The 25,425-nt window shown below is 63.3% G+C and carries 20 protein-coding genes and 2 pseudogenes; 5 read left to right on the top strand and 17 right to left on the bottom strand.

Going from position 1 to position 25,425, the window contains the following annotated elements:
• Positions 1-7: 7 nt before the first annotated feature.
• Genes IVB19_RS13250 through IVB19_RS13235 form a run of 4 tightly spaced genes read right to left on the bottom strand, consistent with a single transcriptional unit; the run spans position 8 to position 4,172 of the window.
• Positions 8-1,105: a Gfo/Idh/MocA family protein gene (locus IVB19_RS13250; RefSeq protein WP_247299704.1), complete on the bottom strand. Its 1,098-nt coding sequence runs from the start codon at positions 1,103-1,105 to the stop codon at positions 8-10.
• A 22-nt stretch (positions 1,106-1,127) separates the two neighbouring features.
• A complete protein-coding gene (locus IVB19_RS13245) occupies positions 1,128-1,976 on the bottom strand; it encodes a carbohydrate ABC transporter permease (protein ID WP_085352423.1) in 849 nt (282 codons plus the stop codon).
• Complete coding sequence (locus IVB19_RS13240; RefSeq protein ID WP_410706524.1) at positions 1,969-2,910, bottom strand: carbohydrate ABC transporter permease; 942 nt, start codon at positions 2,908-2,910, stop codon at positions 1,969-1,971. Before IVB19_RS13240 ends, IVB19_RS13245 begins: the two co-directional genes overlap by 8 nt.
• A 2-nt stretch (positions 2,911-2,912) precedes the next feature.
• Positions 2,913-4,172 carry an extracellular solute-binding protein gene (locus IVB19_RS13235; protein ID WP_247455619.1) on the bottom strand — a complete coding sequence of 420 codons (1,260 nt, stop codon included), beginning with the start codon at positions 4,170-4,172 and terminating at the stop codon, positions 2,913-2,915.
• Positions 4,173-4,335: 163 nt separating this feature from the next.
• Here IVB19_RS13235 and IVB19_RS13230 point away from each other — a divergent pair, with 163 nt between their 5' ends.
• Positions 4,336-5,094, top strand: coding sequence for an SDR family NAD(P)-dependent oxidoreductase (locus IVB19_RS13230; protein ID WP_247821459.1), 759 nt, complete (start codon positions 4,336-4,338; stop codon positions 5,092-5,094).
• A gap of 34 nt (positions 5,095-5,128) precedes the next feature.
• On the opposite strand, the gene IVB19_RS13225 is transcribed toward IVB19_RS13230, so the two are convergent.
• Positions 5,129-6,277 (bottom strand): ABC transporter substrate-binding protein, encoded by a 1,149-nt coding sequence (locus IVB19_RS13225; protein WP_247821458.1) that lies wholly within the window; start codon positions 6,275-6,277, stop codon positions 5,129-5,131.
• Between the two features lie 1,066 nt (positions 6,278-7,343).
• Here IVB19_RS13225 and IVB19_RS13220 point away from each other — a divergent pair.
• Positions 7,344-8,480 (top strand): GNAT family N-acetyltransferase, encoded by a 1,137-nt coding sequence (locus tag IVB19_RS13220; protein ID WP_204510800.1) that lies wholly within the window; start codon positions 7,344-7,346, stop codon positions 8,478-8,480.
• A gap of 30 nt (positions 8,481-8,510) precedes the next feature.
• Here IVB19_RS13220 and IVB19_RS13215 read toward each other — a convergent pair whose 3' ends face one another.
• Complete coding sequence (locus IVB19_RS13215) at positions 8,511-9,734, bottom strand: FAD-dependent oxidoreductase (RefSeq protein WP_247821457.1); 1,224 nt, start codon at positions 9,732-9,734, stop codon at positions 8,511-8,513.
• A gap of 433 nt (positions 9,735-10,167) precedes the next feature.
• On the opposite strand from IVB19_RS13215, the gene IVB19_RS13210 reads away from it, so the two are divergent.
• From IVB19_RS13210 to IVB19_RS13200, 3 genes are all read left to right on the top strand, one after another.
• Positions 10,168-11,514, top strand: a complete 1,347-nt coding sequence (locus tag IVB19_RS13210; RefSeq protein ID WP_018458715.1) for a lipopolysaccharide biosynthesis protein — start codon at positions 10,168-10,170, stop codon at positions 11,512-11,514.
• A 300-nt stretch (positions 11,515-11,814) separates the two neighbouring features.
• Positions 11,815-12,990, top strand: coding sequence for a glycosyltransferase family 4 protein (locus IVB19_RS13205; protein WP_247412964.1), 1,176 nt, complete (start codon positions 11,815-11,817; stop codon positions 12,988-12,990).
• Between the two features lie 30 nt (positions 12,991-13,020).
• On the top strand, positions 13,021-14,556 hold the full coding sequence (locus IVB19_RS13200; RefSeq protein ID WP_085395552.1) for a glucosamine inositolphosphorylceramide transferase family protein: 1,536 nt from the start codon (positions 13,021-13,023) through the stop codon (positions 14,554-14,556).
• On the opposite strand, the gene mdlC is transcribed toward IVB19_RS13200, so the two are convergent.
• From mdlC to IVB19_RS13145, 11 genes and pseudogenes are all read right to left on the bottom strand, one after another.
• A complete protein-coding gene (gene mdlC, locus IVB19_RS13195; protein ID WP_247821456.1) occupies positions 14,553-16,160 on the bottom strand; it encodes a benzoylformate decarboxylase in 1,608 nt (535 codons plus the stop codon). The genes IVB19_RS13200 and mdlC overlap by 4 nt on opposite strands.
• A 35-nt stretch (positions 16,161-16,195) precedes the next feature.
• Positions 16,196-17,644: an aldehyde dehydrogenase gene (locus IVB19_RS13190; protein WP_247821455.1), complete on the bottom strand. Its 1,449-nt coding sequence runs from the start codon at positions 17,642-17,644 to the stop codon at positions 16,196-16,198.
• 35 nt (positions 17,645-17,679) lie between these two features.
• Positions 17,680-19,005 (bottom strand): MFS transporter, encoded by a 1,326-nt coding sequence (locus IVB19_RS13185; RefSeq protein ID WP_085352450.1) that lies wholly within the window; start codon positions 19,003-19,005, stop codon positions 17,680-17,682.
• Between the two features lie 89 nt (positions 19,006-19,094).
• Positions 19,095-19,964, bottom strand: a pseudogene (locus IVB19_RS13180) (FAD-dependent oxidoreductase); the annotation flags it as partial.
• Between the two features lie 30 nt (positions 19,965-19,994).
• On the bottom strand, positions 19,995-20,597 hold the full coding sequence (locus tag IVB19_RS13175; RefSeq protein WP_247365006.1) for a plasmid pRiA4b ORF-3 family protein: 603 nt from the start codon (positions 20,595-20,597) through the stop codon (positions 19,995-19,997).
• The gene (gene tnpC / locus IVB19_RS13170; RefSeq protein ID WP_247478075.1) at positions 20,594-22,159 is read right to left on the bottom strand and encodes an IS66 family transposase; all 1,566 of its coding nucleotides are present in this window, start codon (positions 22,157-22,159) and stop codon (positions 20,594-20,596) included. Before tnpC ends, IVB19_RS13175 begins: the two co-directional genes overlap by 4 nt.
• A gap of 51 nt (positions 22,160-22,210) precedes the next feature.
• The gene (tnpB, locus tag IVB19_RS13165; RefSeq protein WP_247282115.1) at positions 22,211-22,564 is read right to left on the bottom strand and encodes an IS66 family insertion sequence element accessory protein TnpB; all 354 of its coding nucleotides are present in this window, start codon (positions 22,562-22,564) and stop codon (positions 22,211-22,213) included.
• Complete coding sequence (gene tnpA, locus IVB19_RS13160) at positions 22,558-22,980, bottom strand: IS66-like element accessory protein TnpA (RefSeq protein WP_247282116.1); 423 nt, start codon at positions 22,978-22,980, stop codon at positions 22,558-22,560. The genes tnpB and tnpA overlap by 7 nt, the downstream gene beginning before the upstream one ends.
• Positions 22,981-23,057: 77 nt before the next feature.
• Positions 23,058-23,926 (bottom strand): annotated as a pseudogene (locus IVB19_RS13155) (FAD-dependent oxidoreductase); the annotation flags it as partial.
• 46 nt (positions 23,927-23,972) lie between these two features.
• Entirely contained in the window at positions 23,973-24,449 is a 477-nt protein-coding gene (locus tag IVB19_RS13150) for a MarR family winged helix-turn-helix transcriptional regulator (protein ID WP_085352402.1), read from the bottom strand.
• A 43-nt stretch (positions 24,450-24,492) separates the two neighbouring features.
• Positions 24,493-25,416 carry a LysR family transcriptional regulator gene (locus tag IVB19_RS13145; RefSeq protein ID WP_018458707.1) on the bottom strand — a complete coding sequence of 308 codons (924 nt, stop codon included), beginning with the start codon at positions 25,414-25,416 and terminating at the stop codon, positions 24,493-24,495.
• Positions 25,417-25,425 lie beyond the last annotated feature (9 nt).

The following is a 25,425-nucleotide window of genomic DNA, read 5'->3' as shown; positions in this document are numbered from 1 at the left end:
CATTCCCTCAGTCGATCTGTCCGGTTTCGCGCCCGGCCGGCAGCATCGCCGGCCGCTCGACGCGGCTCTCGATCTTGACGCGCCGGCCTTCGTCGGCAGAGATCTGGAACGCCTCCATCACCTCCAGCACGTGGAAAGCGAGCGCGCCGCTCGCACGATGCGGCCGGTTGTTCAGTATCGCGGAGGCCATATCGGCGGCGCCAATGGAACGGAACTCGCCATCGACATGACCGTGGGTCAGCGGGACCGGCTCCCAGTCGCCGCCAGCCTTGGCGACCTGCACCTCGCCGCCGAAGCGGTTCGGGTCCGGCACCAGCATGCTGCCCTTGTCGCCATAAATCTCGATTGGCGCGTGCCGGTGCTTGGGCACGTCAAAGCTCATCGCGATCGAGACGATCGCCCCGCTCTCGAATTCGAGCGTGCCGGCGACATGGGTCGCAACTTCGACCGGGATCAGCGTTCCGTTCATCGGCTGGCTGGTGACCAGCCGTTCGGATTTCGGGCGCGCGGTCGAACCCATCACGCTCGCCACGGGGCCGAGCAGCTGCACGAGATCGGTGATGTAGTACGGGCCCATGTCAAGCATAGGCCCGCCGCCGCGCAAATAATAGAAACCCGGCGCCGGATGCCAGCGCTCGTGGCCGGGGCAGCCGAAGAAGGCGCTGCCGGCCACGGGCGTGCCGATCGCGCCATCGTCGATCAGCTTGCGCGCGGTCTGGTGCCCACCGCCAAGGAACGTATCGGGTGCGCAACCGACGCGAAGACTCTTCTGCGCAGCGAGCTCCATCACCTTGCGCGCTTCCGTGACGTTGATGCCGAGCGGCTTCTCGGAATGAACGTGCTTGCCGGCGTTCAGCACTGCGAGACTGACGTCGGTGTGGGCGAGTGGCACGGTGAGATTGATGACGATCTCGACGTCGTCTCGCTTGAGCAGCTGATCAACCCGCATCGCCGGCAACCCGAAGGCGGCGCCCTGCCGCTCTGCCGCATCGCTGCGCATATCGGCGAGCGCCTTGATTTCCATGACCGCGAAGCGCTGGGCCGCCTTCAGATAAGCGGTGCTGATATTGCCGCAGCCGATGATGCCGATGCCGACTTTTCTCATTGTGATCTCCGTGAGGTACCGTTCATCCCTTGACCGCGCCGGCGGTGAGGCCTGCGACGATGTGCTTCTGCGCCAGGAGGAAGAGAATGATCGTCGGCAGGATGGTCAACGTGATGAAGGCCAGGATCAGATGCCACTCGGACGAATACTCGCCCTGATAAATCATGATACCGAGCGGCCAGGGATAGAGCGCGTCGGTGTTGAGCATCACCAGCGGCAGCAGATAGGCGTTCCAGCTGTTGACGAAGGTGATGGTACCGACGGTCGCCAGGATCGGCCGCGATAACGGCAACGTCACATAGCGGAAGAATTTGATATAGCTGCACCCGTCGACCAGCGCGGCCTCCAGCAATTCGTACGGGATGTCCTTGAAGAAGCGCCGCAGCAGCAACACGCTCATCGCAAGACTGAAGGCCGTCTGCGGCAGGGCAACGCCAAAATATGTATCGAGCAGCCCGAGATCGCGGACCTTGATGAAGAGCGGCAGCACCGCCGTCGCGGCCGGAAACAGCAGGCCCAGCGTCAGGTAGCTCAGCAGCATCGAGCTGCCATAGAACCTGATATGGGCGAAGGTGAACGCCGCCATCGAGGCGACGATCAGGGTCAGGGCCACCGTGAGGGTCGAGATGATCAGCGAGTTGCGCAAGAGCTGCCAGTAGCGTGCCGAGAACAGGATGTCGGCATAGTTCTGCCACTCCCAGTGGCGTGGCAGGCCGAACGGATTGACGCGCAGTTCGCCGAGCGATTTGAAGCCACCGAACAAGGTCGCGAGCAGCGGCACCACTACGATGATGGCAACGACGGCGAGGAACACCAGCTTGAACAATACTGAGGGATCGAACGGCGCGCGGATGGTCCTGGCGTTACTCATCGCGCATGAACCATCGCTTGTACGTGAAGGCAAAGGTCACGCAGATCGCAAACAAAATGACGCCGATGGCACTGCCGTAGCCGACCCGCATGCGCGAGATGCCGTTGTTGTAGAGAAAGCTCACCATCGTGTTCGAGGAGTCCGCTGGCCCCCCGCGCGTCAGCGGCATGACGAGGTCGAACAGCTGCAGCGAGCCGACGATGGCGAAGAACACGGAGAGCCTTATCGTCGGATAGAGCAAGGGGATGACCACATGTCGCAAGGCTTGCGATCGGGTCGCGCCGTCGATACGCGCCGCCTCGACCAGGCTCTTGTCGAGGCCCTGGAGCGCTGCGATGAATAGCATCATGTGGAAGCCAAAGTACTTCCAGACGACCACGATCAGCACCGCCAGCATGGCCGTATCCGTCGATGCAAGCAGATGCGGCGGCTCGGCGCCGAAGCTGCGCCAGATCGAGGCCACAAGGCCGTAGTCGCCATCATAGACGAAGCTGAAGATCAGCCCGGTCGCGATCTCCGCCAGGATATAGGGCATGAAGAACAGCATGCGCAGCGCCACCGCCCCTCGAAAGCGTTCGGCGAGCATCAAGGCCAGGGTGAGCGCAAGCGGCAGCTGGATGGCGAGCGAAACAGCGATGATCAGGCCGTTGTTGCGCAGAGCGAGCCAGAAGGCGCGGGTCTCCAGCACAAAGCGGTAATTGTCCAGGCCAATCCAGTTGGTCGGCCTGCCGAATCCGTTCCAATTGAAGCCCGAGTACCAAGCTGCTTCGCCGATCGGCAGCACAACGAACAACGTGAACAACAGCAGCGCCGGCGGCAGGAACAGGATGAGCACCGTCAGCCTGCCGTCCCAACTCGGGCCACGGACCGTGACCTGCGGGACCATCTCGCCAGCAGCGCCGATCGCCGACACGCTCGCGGTCCGCCGCGTCACCGTCAGTTGCCCTGTTTCCACGCCGCCTCAATCGCCTTGGCAGCCTCTTGCGGGCTCATGCTGCCGCCGGCGATCTCGGCCGTGACGTCGTTGACGACGCGGCCGACGGACGGACCCAGGCTCTGGTCATAGAAGTTCTGGTGGTAGTTCGACTTCGCCAGATTGGCGGCGATCAGCTTCATGAAGCCGTTGTTGAGGCCGACATCCGCGCCCTGCACCACCGGGATGATGAAGTTGCCGGCGGCAAGCCGCGTCTGCACCTCTTTGGAGACGAAGTACTTCAGGAAATCGACAGCCTCCTTCGGCGAGCCTTTCGTAATCAGCCAACCGGTGATGCCCCCGAGCGTATCGGTCGGCGCGCCCTTACCGCCGGTCACGACCGGGAAGTCGAACCAGCACATCTTGTCCTCGGTCAATCCGATCTTGTCGGCGGCGAGAGCGCGCTGCAGATGATAGACCGTGCTGATCGCGAGCGTCATCGCCGCCTTGCCGTCGCCGAAATAGCCGACCGCCTGCGGGTTCTTGAAACCCAGGAAGCCATTCTGGAACGGTTGGAGATCCACGAGTTGCTTGAACAGCTCGCCGGATTTCTGGAAGGTTTCCCCGGCAAAGCCGCCGTTCTCGCCACGCAGCGCCGCATCGAACGCCGCCTTGCCGCCGATGCGCACAGCAAGATGCGTCCAGTAGAAGTGCAGTGGCCACTTATCGGCGCCGCCGACCACGATCGGGGTCACGCCGGCGGATTTCAACGTCTTCACGGCAGCAAGCAGATCGTCCCAGCTCTTGATCCCGGCAGGGTCGACCTTCGCCTTGGCCATCAGCTCCTTGTTGCAGAGGAAGCCGACCTGCGAGAGCGCCGTGGGCAGACCATAAACACGGCCGTTGCTGGTGAAGGCGGCGAGCGCCGCCGGTGTGAGACTGTCGCTGTAGCCCTTCACAGAATCGGTGATGTCGTCGAGCACACCGGCCTCGATCTGCGTCTTCAGGACACCGCCGGCCCAGCTGTAGATGATGTTGGGCCGGTCTTTGGATTGCAGGATGGTCGGCAGCTTGGCCTTGTAGGCCTCGTTCTCGAGGAACTGCATCTCGACCTTGACGCCGGGATGCGACCCCTCATAGGCGCGCGCAACCTCCTCCCAGATTTTGACCTGGGCCGGGTTGGCCTCGATGTGCAGCCACTTGACCGTCGTTTCGGCCGCAGCGAGTTTCGCTCCGAACAGGCATGCGACAACGGCTAGTCCCAGTTTCCCGAGCAGTCTCATCACATTCCTCCCAAGGGCTCTTATTCTTTGATGCAATCCTGCCTTCGATTTTTGAGGTACGCAACTGAAATTCTGACCTATGCACCTCACGAGGGAGGTCGCTAAGGTGAGCGGGAGAGTCGGGCCGCGTCGCGCTGCCCCCAACGCAAATCGAGGGATATCCATGGCTGCCGTTTATTCCGACCTCGCCGGCAAGGTCGTTCTCGTCACCGGAGGCGCATCGGGAATTGGCGCTGCGATCGTGCGGCGCTTCGCACAGCAGAAATCCAATGTCGCGTTCTTCGACATCAATGTCGACGCGGGCCAATCGCTGGCACGCGAGCTCTCGGATCAAGGTCTTAGCGCGCGTTTCATGCGTGTCGACTTGACCGATATTGCCGCGTTACGTGCCGGTGTCGCGGAGGCGCGCAATGTGCGCGGCGCGATCAACATCCTCGTCAACAATGCCGCGCATGACGAGCGGCACAGCACCGAGGAAATGACACCGGAATATTGGGACGACCGCATCGGGGTCAACTTGAAGCACCAGTTCTTTGCTGCGCAGGCCGTGTTGCCGGACATGAAGGCGGCGAACGCCGGCGCTATCATCAATTTCGGCTCGGTATCGTGGATCGCCGGACAAGGCGGCATGGCCGCCTACACCGCCAGCAAATCGGGTGTGATCGGTCTCACACGCTCTCTGGCGCGCGATTACGGCGCCTACAATATCCGCGTGAACGCGATAGCGCCTGGATGGATCATGACTGAGCGCCAGCTCGATAAATGGATGACACCCCAGGGCGAGGTCGAGCTCATGCAACGACAATGCCTGAAGCGCAAGCTCATGCCCGACGAGGTCGCGAAGTTCACCATCTTCCTCGCTTCCGACGAGGCTTCTGCCTGCACAGCCCAGCACTACATCGTCGATGGCGGCTGGGTCTGAGGCGGACCAGACCAGATCGTGCATCGGCGCGCCGCTACTTTGCCAGGCGGAACTTCCCGCCTTCGACCTTGATGAGAAAGGCCGAGCGCTCATCATAGCCGTTGTGATCGGCCTTGCTCATGTTCGACAGCCCATTGTTGAGATAGATGTTCTGCCCACGCTCGAGTGCGTCCCGCAGCGCCGCGCGAAATTCGATTGTGCCAGGCTTTGCCGTCTTCAGCGCATCCGGTGCAGCTTTTCCGATCAGTGCCACGACATCCCAGAGGTGAGCAGCGAACATGTTGGGCTTTTGTCCGTTCGCCGCTTCATACGCGGTCACGAACTCCTCCGTCGAACGACGGAACGGATCTCCTGCGGGAAGATCGGCGGCAATGGTAAAAGCTTCGCCCGCGAATACCGCACCTTCGACGTTCGCGCCGCCGAGCTTGATGAACTCCTCACTGGCCACGCCGTGTGTCTGAAATATCTTCCCGGCGTATCCGCGCTCGCGGAGCGCCTGCTGCGGCAGGACGGCCGGAGTTCCTGCGGACGCGATGAAGACGGCATCGGGATTGGTCGACATCACCTTCAGCGCCTGACCGGTGACGCTGGTGTCGGCGCGCGCGTAGACCTCATGTGTGGTTACGGTCAGCCCCAACGCAGGCGCGAGGCGGCTCACCTCCTTGTAGTAGCCCTCGCCGTAGCCATCCGAAACGCCGATATAGCCGAGCGTCTTCACGCCTGATGTCGCGATATGCTTGAGGATGGCGGCCGCCATGAGGTCGTCATTGGGAACGACCTTGAAAGCCCAGACGCGCTTCTCATCCATCGGTTGAACGATGGCGGTAGCGGCAGCGAGCGACAGCAGCGGCGTCTTCGATTCGAGTGCAACATCCAGCATCGGCATGGTCACCGGGGTCAGAGAGGAGCCGACCAGCACGTCGACCTTATCCTGGATCACCAGCCGGCGTGCGTTCTGGACCCCTTTGGTCGAATCCGACTCGTCGTCCAGGACGATATAGGTCACCTTCTCTCCACCGATCTCTTTCGGAAGAGCTGCAACCGTCTTGAGCTGCGGCTGTCCCAGAGCGGATCCCGGGCCGCTTGCCGAAATCACAATTCCAATTTTGATGTCCGCGTGAGCAGCATTTCCAAAAAGGACGCATGCCACAAGAAGCGAGGCTCGCGCGAAACCGATCTTCATGTCCCGATCCTCCCTGTCCGCTTTGATGACTCCGCCGGCTGCATCGGGCGCCCCGGCTCGAGCTTGCACTGCTCTCCGGGACGCACCGACGCTGCCCAGAAGGCATGTCGTCCGACATACGCGTTCCCTCCTGCGGTCCCGAGCAAGCGGGCGGATCATGCTAAGCGGATCGCGGCAACGTGTCTGTCCCTAGCGTTAGGGACAAGACATCGGTGCTCGAACCGGAATCTCGAGGTAGGCCGACACGCCGTCGCGTTCTCGCGGCTGATTTCGCCCGAGCTTTGCTTGATCGCTCCACCCTCTTGTCCAAGAGGGCGCAGGGAAGGCCGGGTGCCGGCTGGCACCCGCGGTCCGCTGCGCGAAAAGCACACGCAGAGAGAACCGCACAGCAGCATACAGGTGTAGCCAATCACTCGGCCTTCCCTGCGCGATGGTTGGACGGCTTATGCCGTGCTCTCCCGGGAGCCGAGTTCCTGCTGGCCTCCCTCACCCCTGCGAAAGTCACCGGCACCGCGCCGGTTGACGCGGATGCCGCATTCGCCAGGGCTTGACCGTAGCAACGACGGCCAGGACCACACGGTTTTGCCGTACGCACGGCTCGCCATTTCGCCGCAGTTTTTCCAGCCCTGTCGACGGAGCCGGAAACTTACAGACGAGACGAAGCCTAGCAGCGCCGCTCGTCGGAACGCAGCCTTCTCACGGAGAGCAATCCGCCCTGCCCTTGGCCTCTCGCACCCGAACGCTGCCGCGTCCACCGCAAGCCCGGCTCGCGAACATGACGACCACAAGATCGCCCCTCAAGGATGAGCCGGGATGGACGACACATACGCCGTTTCCGAATTTCGGTAAAGCGGAATATATTTGACGAGGGGGGTTGACGCGGTCGTGGCTGTTTCGGCTGCGAGGCCGCTCGATGAGGAATTAACGGTTTGGTAACCATACGCGCCTCGCTCGAAGGATTAATGCAAATCATACGCCGCCGGTGTCTCCCCCGTAACGACCCTGCTATAGAGCGTAGATCCGGCTCCATCAATTCGTCCCGAGCCATCTGCTTTCTTGGTTGCGTATGAACAGACCTAGCAACACATTCGACATCGCCATCGAGCAGGGATTCGACTTCCTGTCGCCGGACTACGCGGAGCTGTTCGACAACTCGGCCGCCACCGCGTTCCAGCATCCGCTCTGGCTCGACACCCTCTACACCAGGCTCGCGTCTCATGTGGGCGCAACTCCTCTGGTTGTCGTGGTCCGCCACCGCGCGACGGGCGCCCTTGCGATGGTGTTGCCCTTGCTGCGGATCCGGCGCGGCCCGATACGGACCGTCGAATTCGCCGACCTCCGCGTTTCCGACTACCTCGCGCCCGTATGCAGCCCGCAGGTATTTTCCGAGCTGCTCAAGGACGAGAGTGCCTGCGCAGAAATCCGGTGCCTCGTCCGCCCGTTCGATCTGCTCCGGATGACCAAGCTGCCGGATGGACGGCTTCCGATCGAGAACCTGCTGGCTGCGCCCCGCCGCATAGCGATGGACACCAATGCCTATGCGACCGTTCTGGTCGCGCCGTTCGAGCAATGGCGCGCCAGTGCGCTGGACCGTTCCTACCAGAAGGAGCTCGCAAAGAAAGCCCGGCAGCTCCAGAAGAAGGGGGACTTGAGTTTTTCATGCTGCCGCGACAGTGCCGCTGTCTTGGAGGTGCTGGACGTGATGAAGAAATTTCGCGGGCCGCGCTTTCAGGCACACGGCGACGGAGATCTGCTCCAGCGCCCCGAATATTACGGCTTCTATTCCGACGTGGCGCAGCGCGGCCTCGGCTCCTTTGTCCGGCTCTATGCGATGAAGATGAACGGCGAGGTCATCGCAGCCGTGCTCGGACTCAGCCATCACGGCAGCTTCCTCGTGATCATGGGCGCCTTCGACATTGCCGGATACAAAAGCCAGTCCTTGGGCGCGCTGATGTTCGAGCAGGTGGCGAAGGATTGCATCGAGCGCGGGGATCAGATGCTCGATTTCACCATCGGCGACGAGCCCTACAAGAAGCAGTTCGGCGCTCAGCCTTCACCGATGTGGACGGTCACGCAGGCGGGCAGCACCACGGGCGCCATCTCCTTGTTCGCACTGAAACAGGCGCCTTGGCTCAAGCTGGCCGCCAAGCGGATGTCGGAGTTCAGGTTCCTGCCGACCCGGACCTCAACGCCGACGCGCTGACCGGTGCGAGGGGCCGACCGGGTGCCGCTCTCAGGCGCGTAGCGCGCTTCGAACCTGGGCGAGCCAGCCGGGCCGCATCTGATCGAGCCGGTGGGTGATACTGCGTCGCAGGAAGTGCAGCCGCCGCCGCACGTCCCAGCCAATATCGTTGCGGGACGTCAGGGCCTGCCGGAAGCGCGCCATCTTCAGTGACTGCTGGTCCGCCGCGACCTTGTCGGGATCGGAATAGAATTCAGAAATCTTCTCCCGGCCCATGCCCTCGGTCCCGAGCCAACGCGGCGCATATTCGGTGCAGAGGCGCTCGACGTCGACCAGCAGACGGGCGACGCCCGTGCCGGCGGCCGGACAATTCGTTTGGAACGCATCACCGATGAGCACGACTCCGGGCTGGAGATGTCCTTCCACGACGGACAGGTCCATCACCCAATTCTGCACCCGGTCGATCACGTGGAAATCGCCAAGGTAGGGCCGCAATCCCGGAAGCAGGCGCAAGACCGTCGCCTCCGGTTCACGGCGCAGCTCGCGCATGATCGGATCGGTCGGGTCTCGGAACATGAAGAGATTTGCCCGCATGCCGGCACGCACGGGAAACAGGCTGAGATAATCGATGCCGTCCGCTGTGCGCTCCCCATAACAGGTCAACGCCTCGAAATCGAACGGCGCGTGGTCGCGGCGGGCGATCGTGAAGCCGAACGAAACCGAATGGCGCTCGGCCAGCACGCGCCGCTTGATGGCGAGCTTGTAGCCGAGCACGCCCGCCATGCCCGTGGCCAGCACGACGAGGCGCGCAGTTATGCGCCCCCCTGACGCGAGCTCGACATGTTGGAGATCGTCGCGACAATTGACCGCAGTGACCTCATCGACAATGAGGCTGGACGGATCAGGCAGCTGGCTGCGCGCCATGGCGACGAGATCGGCATATGGAAGCCCGTAAGCCCGGCCGACGCTGACATCGACCACCTTGCCTTCCCTGATGTTGAGCACCTGATCATATCGACAGGCCACGTTGTCGAGCGCATCGAGGAAGCCCAGCTTGCGCAACATCTCCAGCTGACGGCCGCCTATTTTTTCGACCCGAAACTCGTCCGGATGGACCGCGCGCTTGTCGACGAGAGCGACACGATGCCCTGCCCGCGCGAGCACGGCCGCCGCGAGCGAGCCCGCAAGGCCGCCGCCGACGATCGCGATGTCGACGACGATCGCCGCGGTCGGAGATCCAGCGCTCGGCTCGGTCACGTTGCTATCCGCCGTCATGGTTCAGGCTCCCACGGTCAACGATGGTTGCCCGTGCAATTCTCTCGCCTGATGTCGCATCGTAGGACCAAACGCGATCATTTCTCGATATCTCGGTTAACGCAGCGGAGACCTGCCCGGCCCGATGAGATCCGGCACGCGCCTTGCTCGGGATGGCCATTCCCGTTGAGCCGGTCCGCATTCCAATGGCTCATCTCGCCTCATCGGCCGTCGATGCGGCGCTCTGCCGCCACGCGACCGGGCCGCACTTTGCTCTATCTGGGACAATGGGGTCAGCGATGTTCCATAGTGAAGCAACAGGCATGGCCGCGACGTCGCCGCGGAGGGCGGGATCATGGAGGCCGTCCATTAACACTCGCGGTTTTTCGGCATGCTAGGCTGTCGCAGGTAATCGGAAAATGTCTCTTCAGGGGAAGTTGCCCCTTAAATCTCCATGATCGAATCCATCGTCCAATTCATGCGGCGCGACGTGACGCGCGGTGTTGCCGGAACCATCCTTCTCAAGGTTGGTAGCGGCGCGCTTGCGTTCGCGTTGTTCTCGCTTGCGGCACGAACGATGTCGCCCGATGGGTTTGGCATCTTTGCGACCTGGCTTTCGGTCGCCCAGATGGCAGCGGTCGTCGGTCTGGTGGGCCAGGAATCGCTGCTGGTGCGATTTCTGAACGAGTATCGGGTGGGAAATCAGCCTGATCTCACCAAGGGCGTGCTGCTATCGAGCTTCAAGATTTCCTCCGTCGCGATGCTGATTGCGATCGGCGCAATCGCGATCGGCGCGAACATCAAAGGCGCCTCGTGGCTGCTGGTTGTCGCGGTGTCGGCCTACACAGCCGTGAATGCCGGACTGATGCTTGGCAGCCAGATCGCACGCTCGCTGGTCAGCATTCTCATGGGGGAAGGAAACAGGGAGTTCTTCTGGCGAGTCAGCGTGGTGCTGTTTCTGCTCGCAATCATGTTCGGCCATCGGCAGCTTGATCCCGCCGAATTGATCGCCGTGATGACGATTGCCATGTCGGTCGGACTGGTCGCACAGATCATCGCGATTGCGCGAGTTCTACCGGATTTCCGCGGCACGGCGGTGCGTTCCGAGCCGTCGCGCTGGAGATCGAGCGCGCTTCATTTCTGGGTCGCATCCATTCTCGAAGCCGCGAACCAGTATTTCGACGTCATTCTGGTCTACTGGATGCTGGACCCGGCAACCGCCGGAATTTATTTTGCCGCTTCGCGCCTGGCCAACATCTTCGCCATGCTGTCGGCCGCATTGTACAGCTTTGGCGCACGTCGGCTCCCCTCGCTGTACTTCAGCAAGAACCATCAGGAATTCGAGCGAACGTTGCGGCTCATGGCGGAAGTGACCGCGGTGTGCGTGGTCAGCGGACTCCTCCTGATCTGGGTTGGAGGTCCCCATCTACTCAACTTGTTCGGGCCACATTTCGCTGCGCAGCACTGGGTCCTGATCGTGCTCGCGATCGGAACGGCGGTCCAGGCGGCGGGCGGTCCGTCTGCGGCGATATTGCAACTGACCGGCCATGAGCGCGAGTATGTCCCCGTGATTGCCGGGAACGTAGCGCTACGGCTGGTTGGATTTCTCGTCCTCATTCCCTGGCTCGGCGTTCTTGGCGCAGCGATCTCGGCCACTGTGTCGCTCGCGTTAGCGACCATCGTCCTCAACATCCTCTGTCGCCGGCGAACCGGCGTCGATCCTTCGATTCTAGGGCTTCTGCGCTTCTCCGCATCGAAGCCCAGCGCCTACGCGGTCCGTGGCGCGGACTCCGGCGAATAGAGCGTCAGCATATGTCGCGCGTGTCCCGCATGAAGGAGAGCGCACCAGCAGCCGTCGGCGCACCGGCGGAATGTGCGTCGTTTTCATATGCTTTAGTGGGCCCGCTCCAACCCAAATATCGATGGTTAATCGGCGGTTGCCCGCGTCCTCTGCACTTCGTCGGGAACCAGCGGAATTCCCTCATGCCCTTGGCAGGGCGCATTAACTCCGTTTATTGCTAGTCGGTGTCCGCGCGATGCCCGCATGGTAGATACGGAGTTAAGAAGGTGAAAAATTCGCTTCTCTAATGGGTCGGGATCCGTGCTGCATTACCAGCCAAACAAGGCGTTGGGCGAGACGACTGCGACAGCACTCCCGTCGCCCAACGGTGGCGGACGCAAGCCGCACGTGCTGCTCGTACAGACCCAGGCTGAGAACGCCGGTGCGCAGGAGATCTCGCGCCTGCTTGGCGCCGGGCTGACCGCCCGCGGCTATCGCGTCACCAATCTTTTCTTCTTCCGCAAGTCGGATTCGTTCGATGAGCCGCCCCACACGGTCTATTGCGCGTCGAGCCGGCCGGGAAATCCGCTGGCGCTGCTGCAAATGCTGTGGACGCTCGGCCGCCATATCAGGGCCACCAGGCCTGACGCCGTTCTGACCTTTCAGCACTTCGGCAATGTCATCGGCGCCGGTGTGGCGCGCCTGATCTGCCGCGCACCTGTCATCGCCAATCAGGTTTCATCCGCGCTGTCGATGAGCTGGCCGGTCCGTACGGCCGACATCGTCATGGGCAGCCTCGGCTTCTTCGACCGCATCACGCTCAACTCGCTGGACATGCAGCGCGAGTATTCGCGCTACCCCAGGGCTTATCGCGCGCGCATGGTGCATGTCCCGCACGGCTTCGACGACAAGGCGCTCACCCTGTCGAAGCAAGCTGCGCGACAGAAGTTCAATCTCCCGCCGGATAGCCCCCTGCTCGGCTGCGCAGCAAGATTACACCCGCACAAGCGGCTCGACGCGGCGATATGTCTGTTGCCGGATCAACCCTCCTGGCACCTCGCACTGGCCGGGCAGGGAGCCGACGAGGCCCGGCTGCGGCAGTTGGCGGATGACTTGAAAGTATCGGACAGGCTGCATCTGCTCGGCGAAATCACCCCACGCCAGATGGCGGAGTTTCTCGCCGCTCTCGACGTGTTCGTATTTCCGACGCAGGCGGAGACCTTCGGCCTCGCCGCTGTGGAGGCTGCAAACGCCGGCGTTCCCTCGGTCGTCACCGATCTTCCGGTCTTGCGCGAAGTGTTGTCCGTCGAAGGGAAGCCGACAGCGCTGTTCGTCGATGCCTCCGATCATACCAAGCTGTCGGCCGCCGTCTCCAGGCTCCTGACGGACCAAAAACTGAGCGACGAACTGCGGCAAAACGCCAAAGGCCTGAAGCTGCGCTATTCAGTGGACGCCATGGTGGAGGAATACGTTCGAATTCTCGGCCAGGTCATTTGATCGGGGCGCATGGAAACGGATCGGCTCGACATGACCATCGAGTTTCGCTGTGAAATTGAGAATGCGCGGCGGTGGATGGGCCGCGAGACGCTGTCGATCGACGGGCGGGATGTACCGGTCCAGATCGCGTGGACGGCAACGGCGGAGCCGCGGCCGGCGGGTCTCGACATGCTGTTCGAACTCGAACGTTTGGTGTTGCACAAGGGCAAACACAGCGGCACCGAAAGGCTGAAGATCAGTCCGGACCGGATGCAGGCTCGCGCCGGCACGGCAGACGTCATCGTCGATTTCACCGGTGGCGCGCGGGATCCGAACTGCTCCGCCCGGCAGTATCTCCGCCCGCTGTTCAATGGAGTGGCAGGCGAAAACGCAGCTCTTGCCGCCATTCTCGCCGGCGATCTGCCGGTGATCGAAATCGTCGACGAGGTCGACGGTGCAGTCCTCGATCGTGGCCATCCCTCCGCCGAAATCGCGGCCGGTCTGAGCGGGGGCCTGGAAACGGTCATGGCGCGAACCCTGACCATGGTGGCCGCCATCCTGTCGGGACGACCGCGCATCGTGCCGCAGCTGGCACGACCGGCCCGAGCGGACAACGGCCGCCCGCCAACGGCTTATGTCGCGCGCGGCCTCACCATATCGATCGCCAAGGAGATCTATCGCCTCTGCTGCTATGCCCCGCATTGGCATGTCGGATGGCGCATCAACAAGGGCGCAGGCGTCTGGCAGACCGGAGACCTGTCAGGGCCTCGCTGGAACGTCCTTGCCGATCCCGGAAACCACTTCTACGCCGATCCTTTCCCCATCACATGGCAGGGAAGAACATTCGTCTTCTTTGAGGATCTCGATCACCGGATTGGAAAAGGAATCATTTCCGCGATCGAGTTCGACGATAAGGGCCCGGTCGGAGCGGTCGTGCCCGTATTGGACGAGCCCTGGCACCTCTCCTATCCGTTCCTGATCGAGGACGATGGCGCATTGTGGATGATCCCGGAGAGCTCGACCAATGGGGACGTCGCCATCTATAAATGCGTTCGGTTCCCGGACAAATGGGAGCGCCACGCGACGCTGCTTTCAGGACTTGAACTCGCCGATGTGACGATCACGCGGCACAACGGCCTGCACTATCTGTTCGGAGCCTGGCGCGATGGCACTGGCGGGTATTCGGATTCGTTGGCGATCTATCACGCCGAGCACCTCATGGGCCCGTGGTTGCCGCATGCCAGCAACCCGGTCCTGATCGACCGCGCGAGCACGCGGCCTGCGGGGAATTTCGTCACCATCAATGACAAATTGTGGCGCCCGGTCCAGGATTGTGCCGGCGGATATGGGGCAGCGCTCGCCCTGGCGGAAATCGTCGAACTGTCGCCGACGACGTTCAAGCAGATTATCCGCCACTCTCTGCGGCCAGGGCCAGCATGGCCCGGCAGGAAGTTGCATACCTTGAATCGCTGCGGACAACTCGAGGTGATCGACGGGTCGCGTGTCCAACCCAAGACCCGTGCCTTCGGAGGCAAATTTCCATCGGCTGTCTTGTCGCCGCGGACCAGCCCCTCTGCCGCCAGCTAGCGCGGATGGCTGAACAGGTCCGTCGTGGCGTCGTCGACGGCGATATCGACCAGCGCGGGACCGCTTGATGCCAACGCTTCGGTCAAGATGGCGTCGACGTCGCCGACATCGGTCACGCGCTGCCCCGCACAACCCATTCCCCTTGCGAGCGCCACGAAGTCGAGCCCGGGCAGGTCGATCCCGGGCGGGCGATGCGCCTGCATCAGCTGGCTGAAGGCGCGCATCGCGCCAGAGCCTGAATTGTTCATGATCACGAAAGTGATCGGCAGGCGGCGTTGCACCGCGGTCCAGATTGCCTGGATGCAATACATCGCCGATCCGTCACCGATCAGGGCGACGATGCGGCGGCCTGGCCGCGCCAGCGCCACGCCGACCGAGGCCGGCAGGCTATAACCAAGTCCGCCGCTCGCCATCGTGTAGAAGCTGTCCGCGCCAGGCCGTGGTAGGAATTGTTGGATGGCGGGACGATGCGACGGCGCCTCCTCGACCACGATCGCATCGGCCGGCATCAACGCGGAGAGCCGGGCGAGCGCATAAGCGGGCGGAAGCGGATTTTGCGCGGCAGGAACGGCAGGCCGCATCCGCGCGGCCGGCACCTCGCGCTCCGCGATCCCTGGCATCGCCGACAGCAGCCCAGCCAGCGCCTTTGGGAGCGTGCTGATGATGGTGTCACCGACAGAAGCGGATGCGGCTTCCGTCGGATCATCCGTGATCTGCCAGACCGGCGTTCCGTCGTCGAGCAATTCACATTGTCCTTCGACATGGAAAGTAAACACCGGCGCGCCGACCACGACGATCAGATCGGCGCCGCGCAATGCGCGGGCGAGCCCTCCCGGTGCTGCCGGAAGGAAGCCGGCGAACAGCGGATGCAATTCCGGAAAGCTCGAACGGCTCGACATCGGGCTTGCCCAAACGGCCGCGCTCGCCTGCTCGGCCACAGCGACCATCGCGTCGACGCAGCCGCTGCGATCGATCTCGGGTCCGACAACGAAGATAGGTTTTTTGGCGGCTCGGATCGCCGCGCCGAGCCGAACGATCGCCGCCGGATCGGGCGCAAACTCCGTCGCGATGCAGCGGACCGGTGGAGCGGTTGCGGGCCGCGCCCAATCATCCGACGGGACCGACACGAATGTCGGACCGCGGGGATGCTGCATGGCGGTGAGGAAGGCCTGCGCGATCGCCGCTGGAACATCTTCGGCGCGCGCCGGTTCGGCGCTCCATTTCACATAGGGCTTTGGAAACTGTGCGGCGTCCTCGGAGAAGAGATAGGGTCGCATCCGCAATAGGCTGCGCGCCTGCTGCCCGGCTGTCACGACCATCGGTGTCTTGTTGCGGAATGCGGTGAAGAGATTGCCGAGGGCATGACCGAGCCCGGCCGCCGAGTGCAGATTGACGAACGCCGCTCGTCCCGTGGCCTGCGCATAGCCGTCTGCCATACCGACGACGCAGGCTTCCTGCAATCCGAGCACGTAGTCGATGTCGTCGGGCCAGTCGCCAAGGAAGGCAAGCTCGGTCGAGCCGGGGTTGCCGAAAACGCGATCGACGCCAAAGGAGCGAAGCACACCGAGGGTCGCTTCCCGAACCGTGAGAACTTTCGAATTCATGAATAGCGTCCTGATGGGCTTCGCTTGTTGCGCGGTCAGAAGGGATAGTGCTGCGGCTGGGTCTCGATGGTGATCCAGCGCAGATCGGTGAACTCGGCGATCCCGGCCTGACCTCCGAAGCGGCCGTAGCCCGATCCCTTCATGCCGCCGAACGGCATCTGCGCCTCGTCATGCACGGTCGGGCCGTTGACGTGGCAGATGCCGCTTTCGATCCGCTGCGCCACCGTCAGCGCGCGCGCGACGTCGCGGCCGAACACGGCGGCCGAGAGGCCGTACTCGGTATCGTTGGCGAGCCGCACCGCGTCATCCACGCCACTTGCCCGGATCACCGAGACGACGGGACCAAAGCTCTCCTCGGTATAGATGCGCATGCCGGGCACCACGCGGTCGAGCACGGTGGCCGGAACGACCGTGCCAACCCGGTCGCCGCCCGCGAGCTTGACGGCGCCTTTGGCGATCGCGTCGTCGATCAGTGCAACGACATGCTTGGCCGGCGCTTCGTCGATCATCGAGCCGATGACGACCGGACCGGAGCGCGGGTCGCCGGCCGGAAGCGCAGCTGTCTTCTTCGCGAGCTTGTCGACAAAGGACGCCGCTACCGCCTCGTCGACGATCACCCGCTCGGTCGACATGCAGACCTGGCCCTGATTGATGAAGGCGCCGAATGCGACCGCCGCGACGGCGGCATCGAGGTCGGCATCGTCGAGCACGACAAGAGGCGCCTTGCCGCCAAGCTCGAGCAGCACCGGTTTGAGGTGGCGCCCGGCGAGCTCGGCGATGACGCGCCCGACGCGGGTCGAGCCGGTGAAATTGATCCGCCGCACGGCCGGATTGGCGATCAGGCGCTCGACCAGAGCGGGCGCATCGGCCGGTGCGTTGGTCAGAACATTTACGACACCGGGCGGAAAGCCTGCGTCCTTGAAGACCTCGCCGATCAACCGGTGCGTCCCCGGGCATATCTCGGAGGCCTTGAGCACGACGGAATTGCCGCAGGCGAGCGCCGTCGCCACGGCGCGAACGCCGAGAATGATCGGCGCATTCCACGGGGCGATGCCGAGGCACACGCCGGCGGGCTGTCGAATGGACATCGCGAGGCATCCCGGCTTGTCCGACGGGATCACCTCGCCGGCGATCTGCGTGGTGAGCGACGCCGCTTCGCGCAGCATGCCGGTCGCGAGCTTGACGTTGAAGGCCGACCAGATCTCCGTCGTGCCGATCTCGGCCATCATGATCCGGACGAAGGCGTGGCGCTTGGCCTCAAGCGCATCTGCGGCCTTCAGCAACAGGGCTCGCCTCGCATTCGGGCCGAGCGCCGACCATGCGGCAAACGCGGCGGAGGCCGCCGCCACCGCGGCGTCGGCATCGGAAGCGGTCGCGGCGGCCGCGCGGCTTGCGACCTCCTGCGACAGCGGATTGCGCCGCTCGAACACCTTGCCGCTGGAAGCGGCCTGATCCTGCCCGTTGATGAGAAGACTGACGTCCATGAAAAACCTCCCTGGGGTTGATAATGGCGCTCGCTCTAGCCGAGCAGCCGCGATTTTCCGGTTTCACGCGCAAAGCCGAGCGCAATCATCGCCGCGAGCGCGAGCGCAACGTAGTATCCTGTGATCGCGTAGGTGGAGCCCGTCTGCGCAAACAGGCTGGTGGCGACCAGCGGCGCAATGCCGCCGCCGAGCACCGTCCCGAGCTGCTTTCCGATCGACACGCCGGTGAAGCGAATGCGGGTCGGAAACAATTCCGGAAAATAGCTTCCTTCGCTGCCGAACATCAGCGGATGGATCACCCCCGCGGCGAGGATCACCGCGCCCGTCACCAGCACCGTGTCGCGGCTCGCGACCACACCGTAGAATGCAAACATCGAGATGGCTGCAAGCACCACGCCGGCCAAGAACAGACGCTTTCGTCCGATACGGTCGGACCAGGCTCCGATGAGTGGCATCGCAACGAGCCCGACGAGATTGGCGAACAGCACGGCCTGCGTGATGACGTCTTTCTGGACGCCGAGCTGACGGGTCGCGAAGGAGATGGTGAAGATGGCTGTCAGATAGAAATAGGACGTCTGCGCCATCTCGGCGAAGAATACGATGAGGATCGGCCGCCAATGTTCCCGCAGCGCTTCGACCACAGGCGCTGCTTCCGTCACCTTCGCCTTTCGGAATGTCGCGCTCTCCTCGATGCGCAGGCGCATATAGACGCCGAGCGCGACCAGAACCGCGCTGATCAGGAACGGCACGCGCCAGCCCCATGACAGCAGGTCCGCTTCCGGCAGCCGCGCGATCGTGAGCGCCGCAAACGAGGCGAGCACGACACCGACGGGTCCTGCGGCCTGGATCACCGCGGCCGAGAAGCCGCGCCGGTGCCCGGGCGCCGTCTCGATCGCCATAAGGATCGCCGCGGTCGACTCGCCGCCGAGCGCAAACCCCTGAACGAAGCGCAACGCCACGAGCGCGACGGTCGCAGCCACGCCTGCACTGGCGTAGGTCGGCAACAGCCCGATCGACATGGTCGCAAGTCCCATCATGAGCAGCGTACACAGCAAGACGGACTTTCGGCCGAGACGGTCACCGAAATGGCCGAATACAAGCCCGCCGAGCGGACGCGCCAAAAATCCGACGGCAAACGTCGCGAACACCGCAATCGTCGCCGTGAGCTGGTCGAACTTCGGAAAGAACAATTGATCGAACACCAGCGGCGCGATCAGGCCGTAGATGAAGAAGTCGTACCATTCGATCGCGGTGCCGATGGTGCCGGCGATCAGGATACGCCGGCGGCTGCTCGCCGTCTGCTCGGCAGTGGCGCCGGCGGCGGCATGGTCGTCGTAGTGCTCCAATGCTCTTGTCGTCACGGTTTCCTCCTCCGGTGTCATTTGTCGTTTTGTTGTCTTGTTGTTATTGGCCGCCGCAGCCGCTGGTCGGATGCAACGGCGAGAGTCGATCAGCTTGCCAGCCGTGCGCCGTCGCTCGCGTTGTGTCCGAGTGCTCGGGCAAGGACGCGCCCGATCGTACCAGCCTGTGACGCGCTGCCGCGCCAAGCCACGATCTGGTCGGGGCGTATCAAAGCCACATCCGCCTCATAGAGATCGCGCAGGGATTTCGGCAGCGTGACGAGTTTCACATCGACCCCGATCGCACGGATGGTCTCGACGACTGACGCATGAGAGGTCATGACCTCGCCGAACTGGAGCAGCGTCCACTCGAACCCGAACAGGTCGTACAGCGAGACGCCGTCCTCCAACCACGTATGCGGGGCGCGGCCGCCGGGACAGGCGCTCGGAACGTAGACGTTCGCGGCATCGGGCGGCGGCTGGCTGCCGTCGGAGACGATGATCGGCGAGCCGTCGTAGCGCCCACCGAAGGTGACGCCGGGAATGTTGAATTCCGCGCGGGCGTGCTGTTCGAGATAGACGCCCGCCGTCCGCCGCGCCTCGTCGCCGGCCTCGGTGGCGTCCTCGATGTCAGGCGCAGGCGCGAACAGACCGAGCGAGTCGGCAAAGCGACGCGCATAATCGGTGTTGCGCAGCGCCACCGGACGCCGCTCGACCTCGTAGCTGTCGAGCAGCTCCGCCGGGCTCACACCATTGATGACGCTTGCGAGCTTCCAGCCGAGGTTGACCGCATCCTCGATCGCGGTGTTGTAGCCAAGGCCTCCGGTCGGCGTGAACAGATGCGCCGCGTCGCCGCCGAGGAACACTCTGCCCCGCTGCATTCCGTTTGCGACCAGCGCGTGGCCGGCGGTCCAGGTCACGAATGACAGCACTTCGCAGTCGATCGGCGCGCCGCAAGCACGCTGGAACGTAAGCGTAGCTCTGCGGCCCTTTTGAATGGCGCTTGACGTCTATTTTGTTCGCGTGGCGCGTCGCCGCGGTTTCCATGTGTCGGACAACGCGTCGACGGCGGCCTCGAGGGCCTTCCGGTCGATTACGTTGGGATCGAACCGCTCTGGGCCCCAGCGGCGCATATGTTCGTGCTCCGGATGAGCAGGGTCGCTGATGGCGTCGAGGTATTCGGCATAGCCTGGCGCACCGCCGACGTCTTCCGGAGGACAACGACCGGCGGCCTCGAGCAGGAAGGGCATGCCCTCCGTCGTGGTGTTGTCGAACCATTTTTCGAGCTTGATCACATGGTCCCAGCTGTCGCCGAAGTCATAGAGATAGTGGATCGTCTTGGCGCCAGTCTCTCGAACGATATCGCAAAGCCGCGCTTTACGGGCATCCATGGGCTGGTGGCCGTAATCATTGTCGGGGTCGGGAATCCCCCAATGTGCCTCACCAGCGAAGAACTCGAAGAGATGGCTATTCGTCCAGCCAAACGCCGCCTGAAGCGTCAGATGCAGCCGATCAAGGCGCAGCGTGAGCGGCACGACAAGGCATCGCATCACCTCCGGTTTCACGTCCTTGAGAGTCACCTTGATCCGGACCGCGGTCGTGCTGAGGCTCATGCCGCAAGCCTCGGATCTTGTGCATGCATCGTATAGGTGGATGCCCAGGGAAGCAGTTCGTCCAGCCGTGCCGCCGGCCAGCCATTGACGAGCTTTGCGAGAACGTCGGCAAGCCAATACTCGGCGCTGACGCCGTTGAGCTTACAGGTCTCAATGAGCGACGCCAGCAATGCCCAATTCTCAGCACCCTCGTCACACCCGGCGAACAGGGCGTTCTTGGCATTGAGCTTGATCGGCCGCATCGCACGCTCGACTGCGTTGGTGTCCATTTCGATGCGCCCGTCATCAAGGTAGAGCGTCAAGCCGTCCCAATGACGCAGTGCATAGCGTAAAGCTTTCGCCGTCTCACTCTTCTGCGCGAGGTGACCAAGCTTCGCCTCAAACCACTGCTTCAAGGCTGCAGCCAACGGCCGGGCATGCGCCTGCCGGCCCGCGCGGCGCTCGGCGTCAGATCGGCCACGGAGGACTTTCTCGACCGCGTAGAGCTGGGCGATGCGCTCGAGGGCCTCGCGGGCAACCGGCGCCGGCGCCGGCGAAGCCTCGCGCTCGATCTTCACAAACTGGCGCCGGAGATGCGACCAGCAGAATGCGAGCGTCCCGGACAAGGCGTCCGCACGCGTCTCTCGCATCATGGTCTTGTAAGCCTGATAGCCGTCGCAGTGGATGATGCCGCGATAGCCTTCGAGCAGTCGCAAGCCATGAACGGCGCCGCGGCCTGGTGCATAGGCATAGACCACGCCGGGCGGATCAGGCCCGGCCCAAGGCCTGTCATCGCGCGACAGCGCCCAGAAGTAGCCGGTTTTGGTCCTGCCGCGCCCGGGATCCAGCACCGGCGCCGGGGTCTCATCGACACAGAGCTTCGGAGAGGCGAGCAGAAGCTGGCGCAGACGATGCCACAAGGGCTTCAATTCCTGGGCCGCATAGCCGACCCAGAAGGCGAGCGTGGAACGGTCGATGGCAATACCGTGCGTCGCCAGCATCTGCGTCTGGCGGTAAAGCGGCAAATGCCAATGATACTTGGCATCGATCACATGCGCGACGAGCCGCTCGGTCGGCAGTCCTCCCCTGATCAATCGCTCGGGAGCAGCATGCTGGAGGACGACGCCGTGACAGGCGCGGCAGGCCAGTTTGGGGCGGCGGGTGACGATAACGCGATACTGCGCCGGTACGACGTCCAGCCTCTGGCTCTCATCGTGACCGATCTCAAAAAGGTCGCCTGCGCAGCATGGGCAGCAGGTTGCAGCGGGCATCAGGGTCTCGATGATGCGCGGCAAATGCTCCGGCAGCTTGCCACGATTGGCCCTGCGCTCGGCAGCTCTCTTCTCGCGTGTTTTGGGATTGGCGCGGTCCTCGGCTGCTTCGAGAGCCGCGACAGCCTGATCAATATCCTCCAGAATAAGCTGGAGCTGATCAGCGTCAAGCTTTTCCGACGATCGACCGAACTGCGCGTCTTTTGCAAGCTTGAGCAACCGCTCGAGCCTGGCGCAGCGATCCAGCAGAGCCGCGGCAAAGGCACGCAACTCGGCTGGATCGCTCGGCAGTTCATCAGGCAAATCACTCATTGGCCCGAGTCTGCCATGCTTCGCGCCCCGATGCAGCGAAGATTTTATGTCCTACGCAAGCGCTTTCGGCTGCGGGATTCGAGGCGCATGCATGCGTGTCCAATCCATGCCGGCCAGAAGCGCGGACAACTGCGCGGCGTTCATTCGCATGACGCCGTCAACGACCGGCGGCCACTTGAAGGCGCTGCCCTCAAGCCGCTTCCAATACAGCACGAGGCCACTACCATCCCAGACCACGATCTTCACCCGATCAGCGCGCTTCGCACGGAAGACCACCGCCACGCCCTTCATCGGATCGTGGCCCAGCGTCTCCTTCGCCAACAGCGCCAGACCATCCGCGCCCTTCCTGAAGTCTACAGGTCGGCTCGCAACGTAAATCATGAGGTTAGCGGGAGCCGTCAGCATGAACGTGTCCGGCGCAACGCAACAAACACATCACTCAGCACGGCAAGTCCAGGCGTCCCTCGCACCTCAACTCGTGCCCCATGGAGCTCAACCGTCACAACGGCTGCTTCCGGCGCCCCGGAGGGAGCTGCAGCCGCCGATGGCGACGATTCCGACACTAACGGCACAAACGACAGTGCACCCGCCGCAGCTGGCAGCACCAGTTGACCCAAACGCGCCCGGCGCCGCCAGTCATGCACCTGCTGGGGCCGGCAGCCATGGCGACGTGCGACATCTGTTACGATCGCGCCCGGCTCGAGACTGTCCGCGACAATCTGCGCCTTCAAATCATCTGGCCACTGTTTCCGGCCGCCGCCGGCGTACACTTCTATGCGCGGTGACAACGGTCGTCTTATGTCGTCCGAATGGTCGTCCATTGTGAGCACCCTTGCAGAAGATGACTCTTCTAACGGCGCTCACAGGTCTACGCACAAACAATCTGGTGGGCCTCGCAGCCCCGCTTACGCTGGAACGCTGCTTTGGCCTCGTTGATTGTGATCGCACTCTCGTCTTCGCCGGGCCGAAGCTGCGTGTGAAACGCAAATTCGTCGCGCCCATTCACCGATGCCATGAAGGCGCGGCGGTCGCCGTTGAAGCAATTGTACATCCACGCCTTGGCATGCGGGATGCTCGCGTAGAAGCCAGGCGAACGGAGATAGACCGCCAGCATGCGGCCGCCCATGAAATCGCGCTGCGTTCCGGTTTCGCCGCCGTAGACGATCCCGAGCGATTGCCGGACCATCGAGCGCGGCCCGTCGGCTCCGACCAGGAAGTCGGCCCGGACCTGAAACGGCTGTTGTCATCGAGACATTCGATCTCGGCGATAACGCCGTCATCGCTCTCGACGTAGCTGATCAGACGATGACCGTAGCTGAGCCGTATTCCGGGAAGCCGTTCGGCGTGGCGGCGCAGCACCGCCTCGACGTATTTTTGCGAGACCCGATGCGGCAGCTCGGCGGCGCTCCAGGAGCCCGACATGCCCTTGACGAGCTCGCCCGCGCGTGACGATGACGGCAACTGAAATCGGGCCAGCTCGTAACCGGTGTAGCGCGTGAAATACGCAACGTCGGTCGGGTAATCCGCAGGCAGACCTTCGCGTCGGATCTCGTCGGCAAAACCCAGCCGCCGATAGTGCTCCATCGAGCGCGCTTGCGTCGCATTGGCTTGCGGATTGAATGCTGTGCCCGGCTTTTCATCGACCAGGATCGCGGACACGCCGCGCCGGCCGAGCTCGTTGGCGAGCATCAGGCCGCAGGGCCCCCCACCCACGATGAGCACCGAGGCCGTCAGACATGTTTCCAAGGCGCTTCTCCCTACCAGCATTATTCCGCATGGTAAGGTCGCCTGACGATATCGTCAAGTAGCCTGACTACTTGGCGTCGTCGAGCGTATCGAGCGTATCGAACGTCGCGCCATAGACCGCCAGTCCCTTCAGGATCGCGTCCATCGTGGCCTTGCCGAGCTCGGCGCGCATCTCCTGCTCGGCAACGTCGACGGCGTCGCGGAACGCATCGAGCCATTTGCGCCCGGCCGGCGTGAACATGACGATGCGCGCGCGCCGATCGGTCGGATCGGCGATCCGATCGACCAGGCCGAGCTCGGCGCATTGATCGACCAGCTCGCCCATCGCCTGCTTGCTCATGGAGGCGCGGCGGGCGAGCTCCGTCAGTCTGGTCCCCTCCACGTCGAGATTACGTGTGAGGCCGACATGCGCGATCCTCGTTTCGCCATGCCCCTTCTCGCTCATCAGTTCGAGCACACGACCTTCGAAGCGCCGCACCGCGTTGTTGAGCAGCCGACCGATGTTGGCATGCCGCCATGCGGTGCCGGATGTCCTGGCTTTCAATGGATGTGCCTTCTACAAAGCCGCCTGAATTCGAAAATGTCGCTCACTTCGCCGCGTCGATCCAGATCCCCGGCTGCGAATGCTCGCGGATGTGGGTGACCAGGAAGTCGGAAAAGACCCTGATCTTGGCAGGCAGTCCGGCACGGTTCTGGTAGGCGATGTTCATCGTCAGCAGCGGCAGCTCCCAGTCCATCAGAACGGGGACGAGGCGGCCCGCCGCGATGTCGCTTTGCACGATATAGAGCGGCTGGATGAGGATGCCGAGCCCCGCCAGCGCGGCGCCGCGGATGACCTGGCCGTCATTGCTGTCGAGCGTCGACGTGATGCGAACAGTCTGCGCGCCATTGCCCTTGCGCAGGCGCAGCGAATAGGGATCGTTGGCGAGATTGTAGATCAGCATGTTGTGGCGCGCGAGATCGGCGGGCTGCTCCGGCTCGCCGCAGCTTGCGAGGTAGGACGGCGCAGCAGCGAGCACCCGCCGCATCTGGCCGATGCGGCGGACGATGATGTTGGAATCCGGCTCCTGCTCGCGCGTCCTGATCGCCACGTCGATGCCGGCCTCGATGAAATCGGAGTACCGGTTGGCGGTGGTGATCTGCATGTTGAGCTTCGGATAGCGGGCGCGGAAGGCTGGCAGCATCGGCGCCAGATAGATCACCGCAAAGGACAGCGAGCTCGTGACCCGTAGCATGCCTTGCGGCGACAGCGCCCGATCGCTGACGATGTCCTCGGCCTCGGCCAACTCGCTCAAAACCCGGCTCGAGCGCTCCAGCAGCTCCTGCCCCGCCTCAGTCAACCACAGCCGACGGGTGTTGCGCTCGATCAGCCGGACTGCAAGGCGCTCCTCGAGAGCGCTGAGATGGCGGCTCGCGGCAGCATTCGACATCCGTAGGGCTTCGGCAGCTTTGGACATGCTGCCGAGCTCGGCCGTCTTGGCGAATACTTCCAACTGGAGCAGGCGGTCCATTTTTTCGCA

Source organism: Bradyrhizobium sp. 187 (assembly GCF_023101005.1).
GTDB lineage: Bacteria > Pseudomonadota > Alphaproteobacteria > Rhizobiales > Xanthobacteraceae > Bradyrhizobium > Bradyrhizobium canariense_D.
Note: the sequence above shows the minus strand (reverse complement) of the source record. Positions and strands in the feature narration are given on the sequence as shown.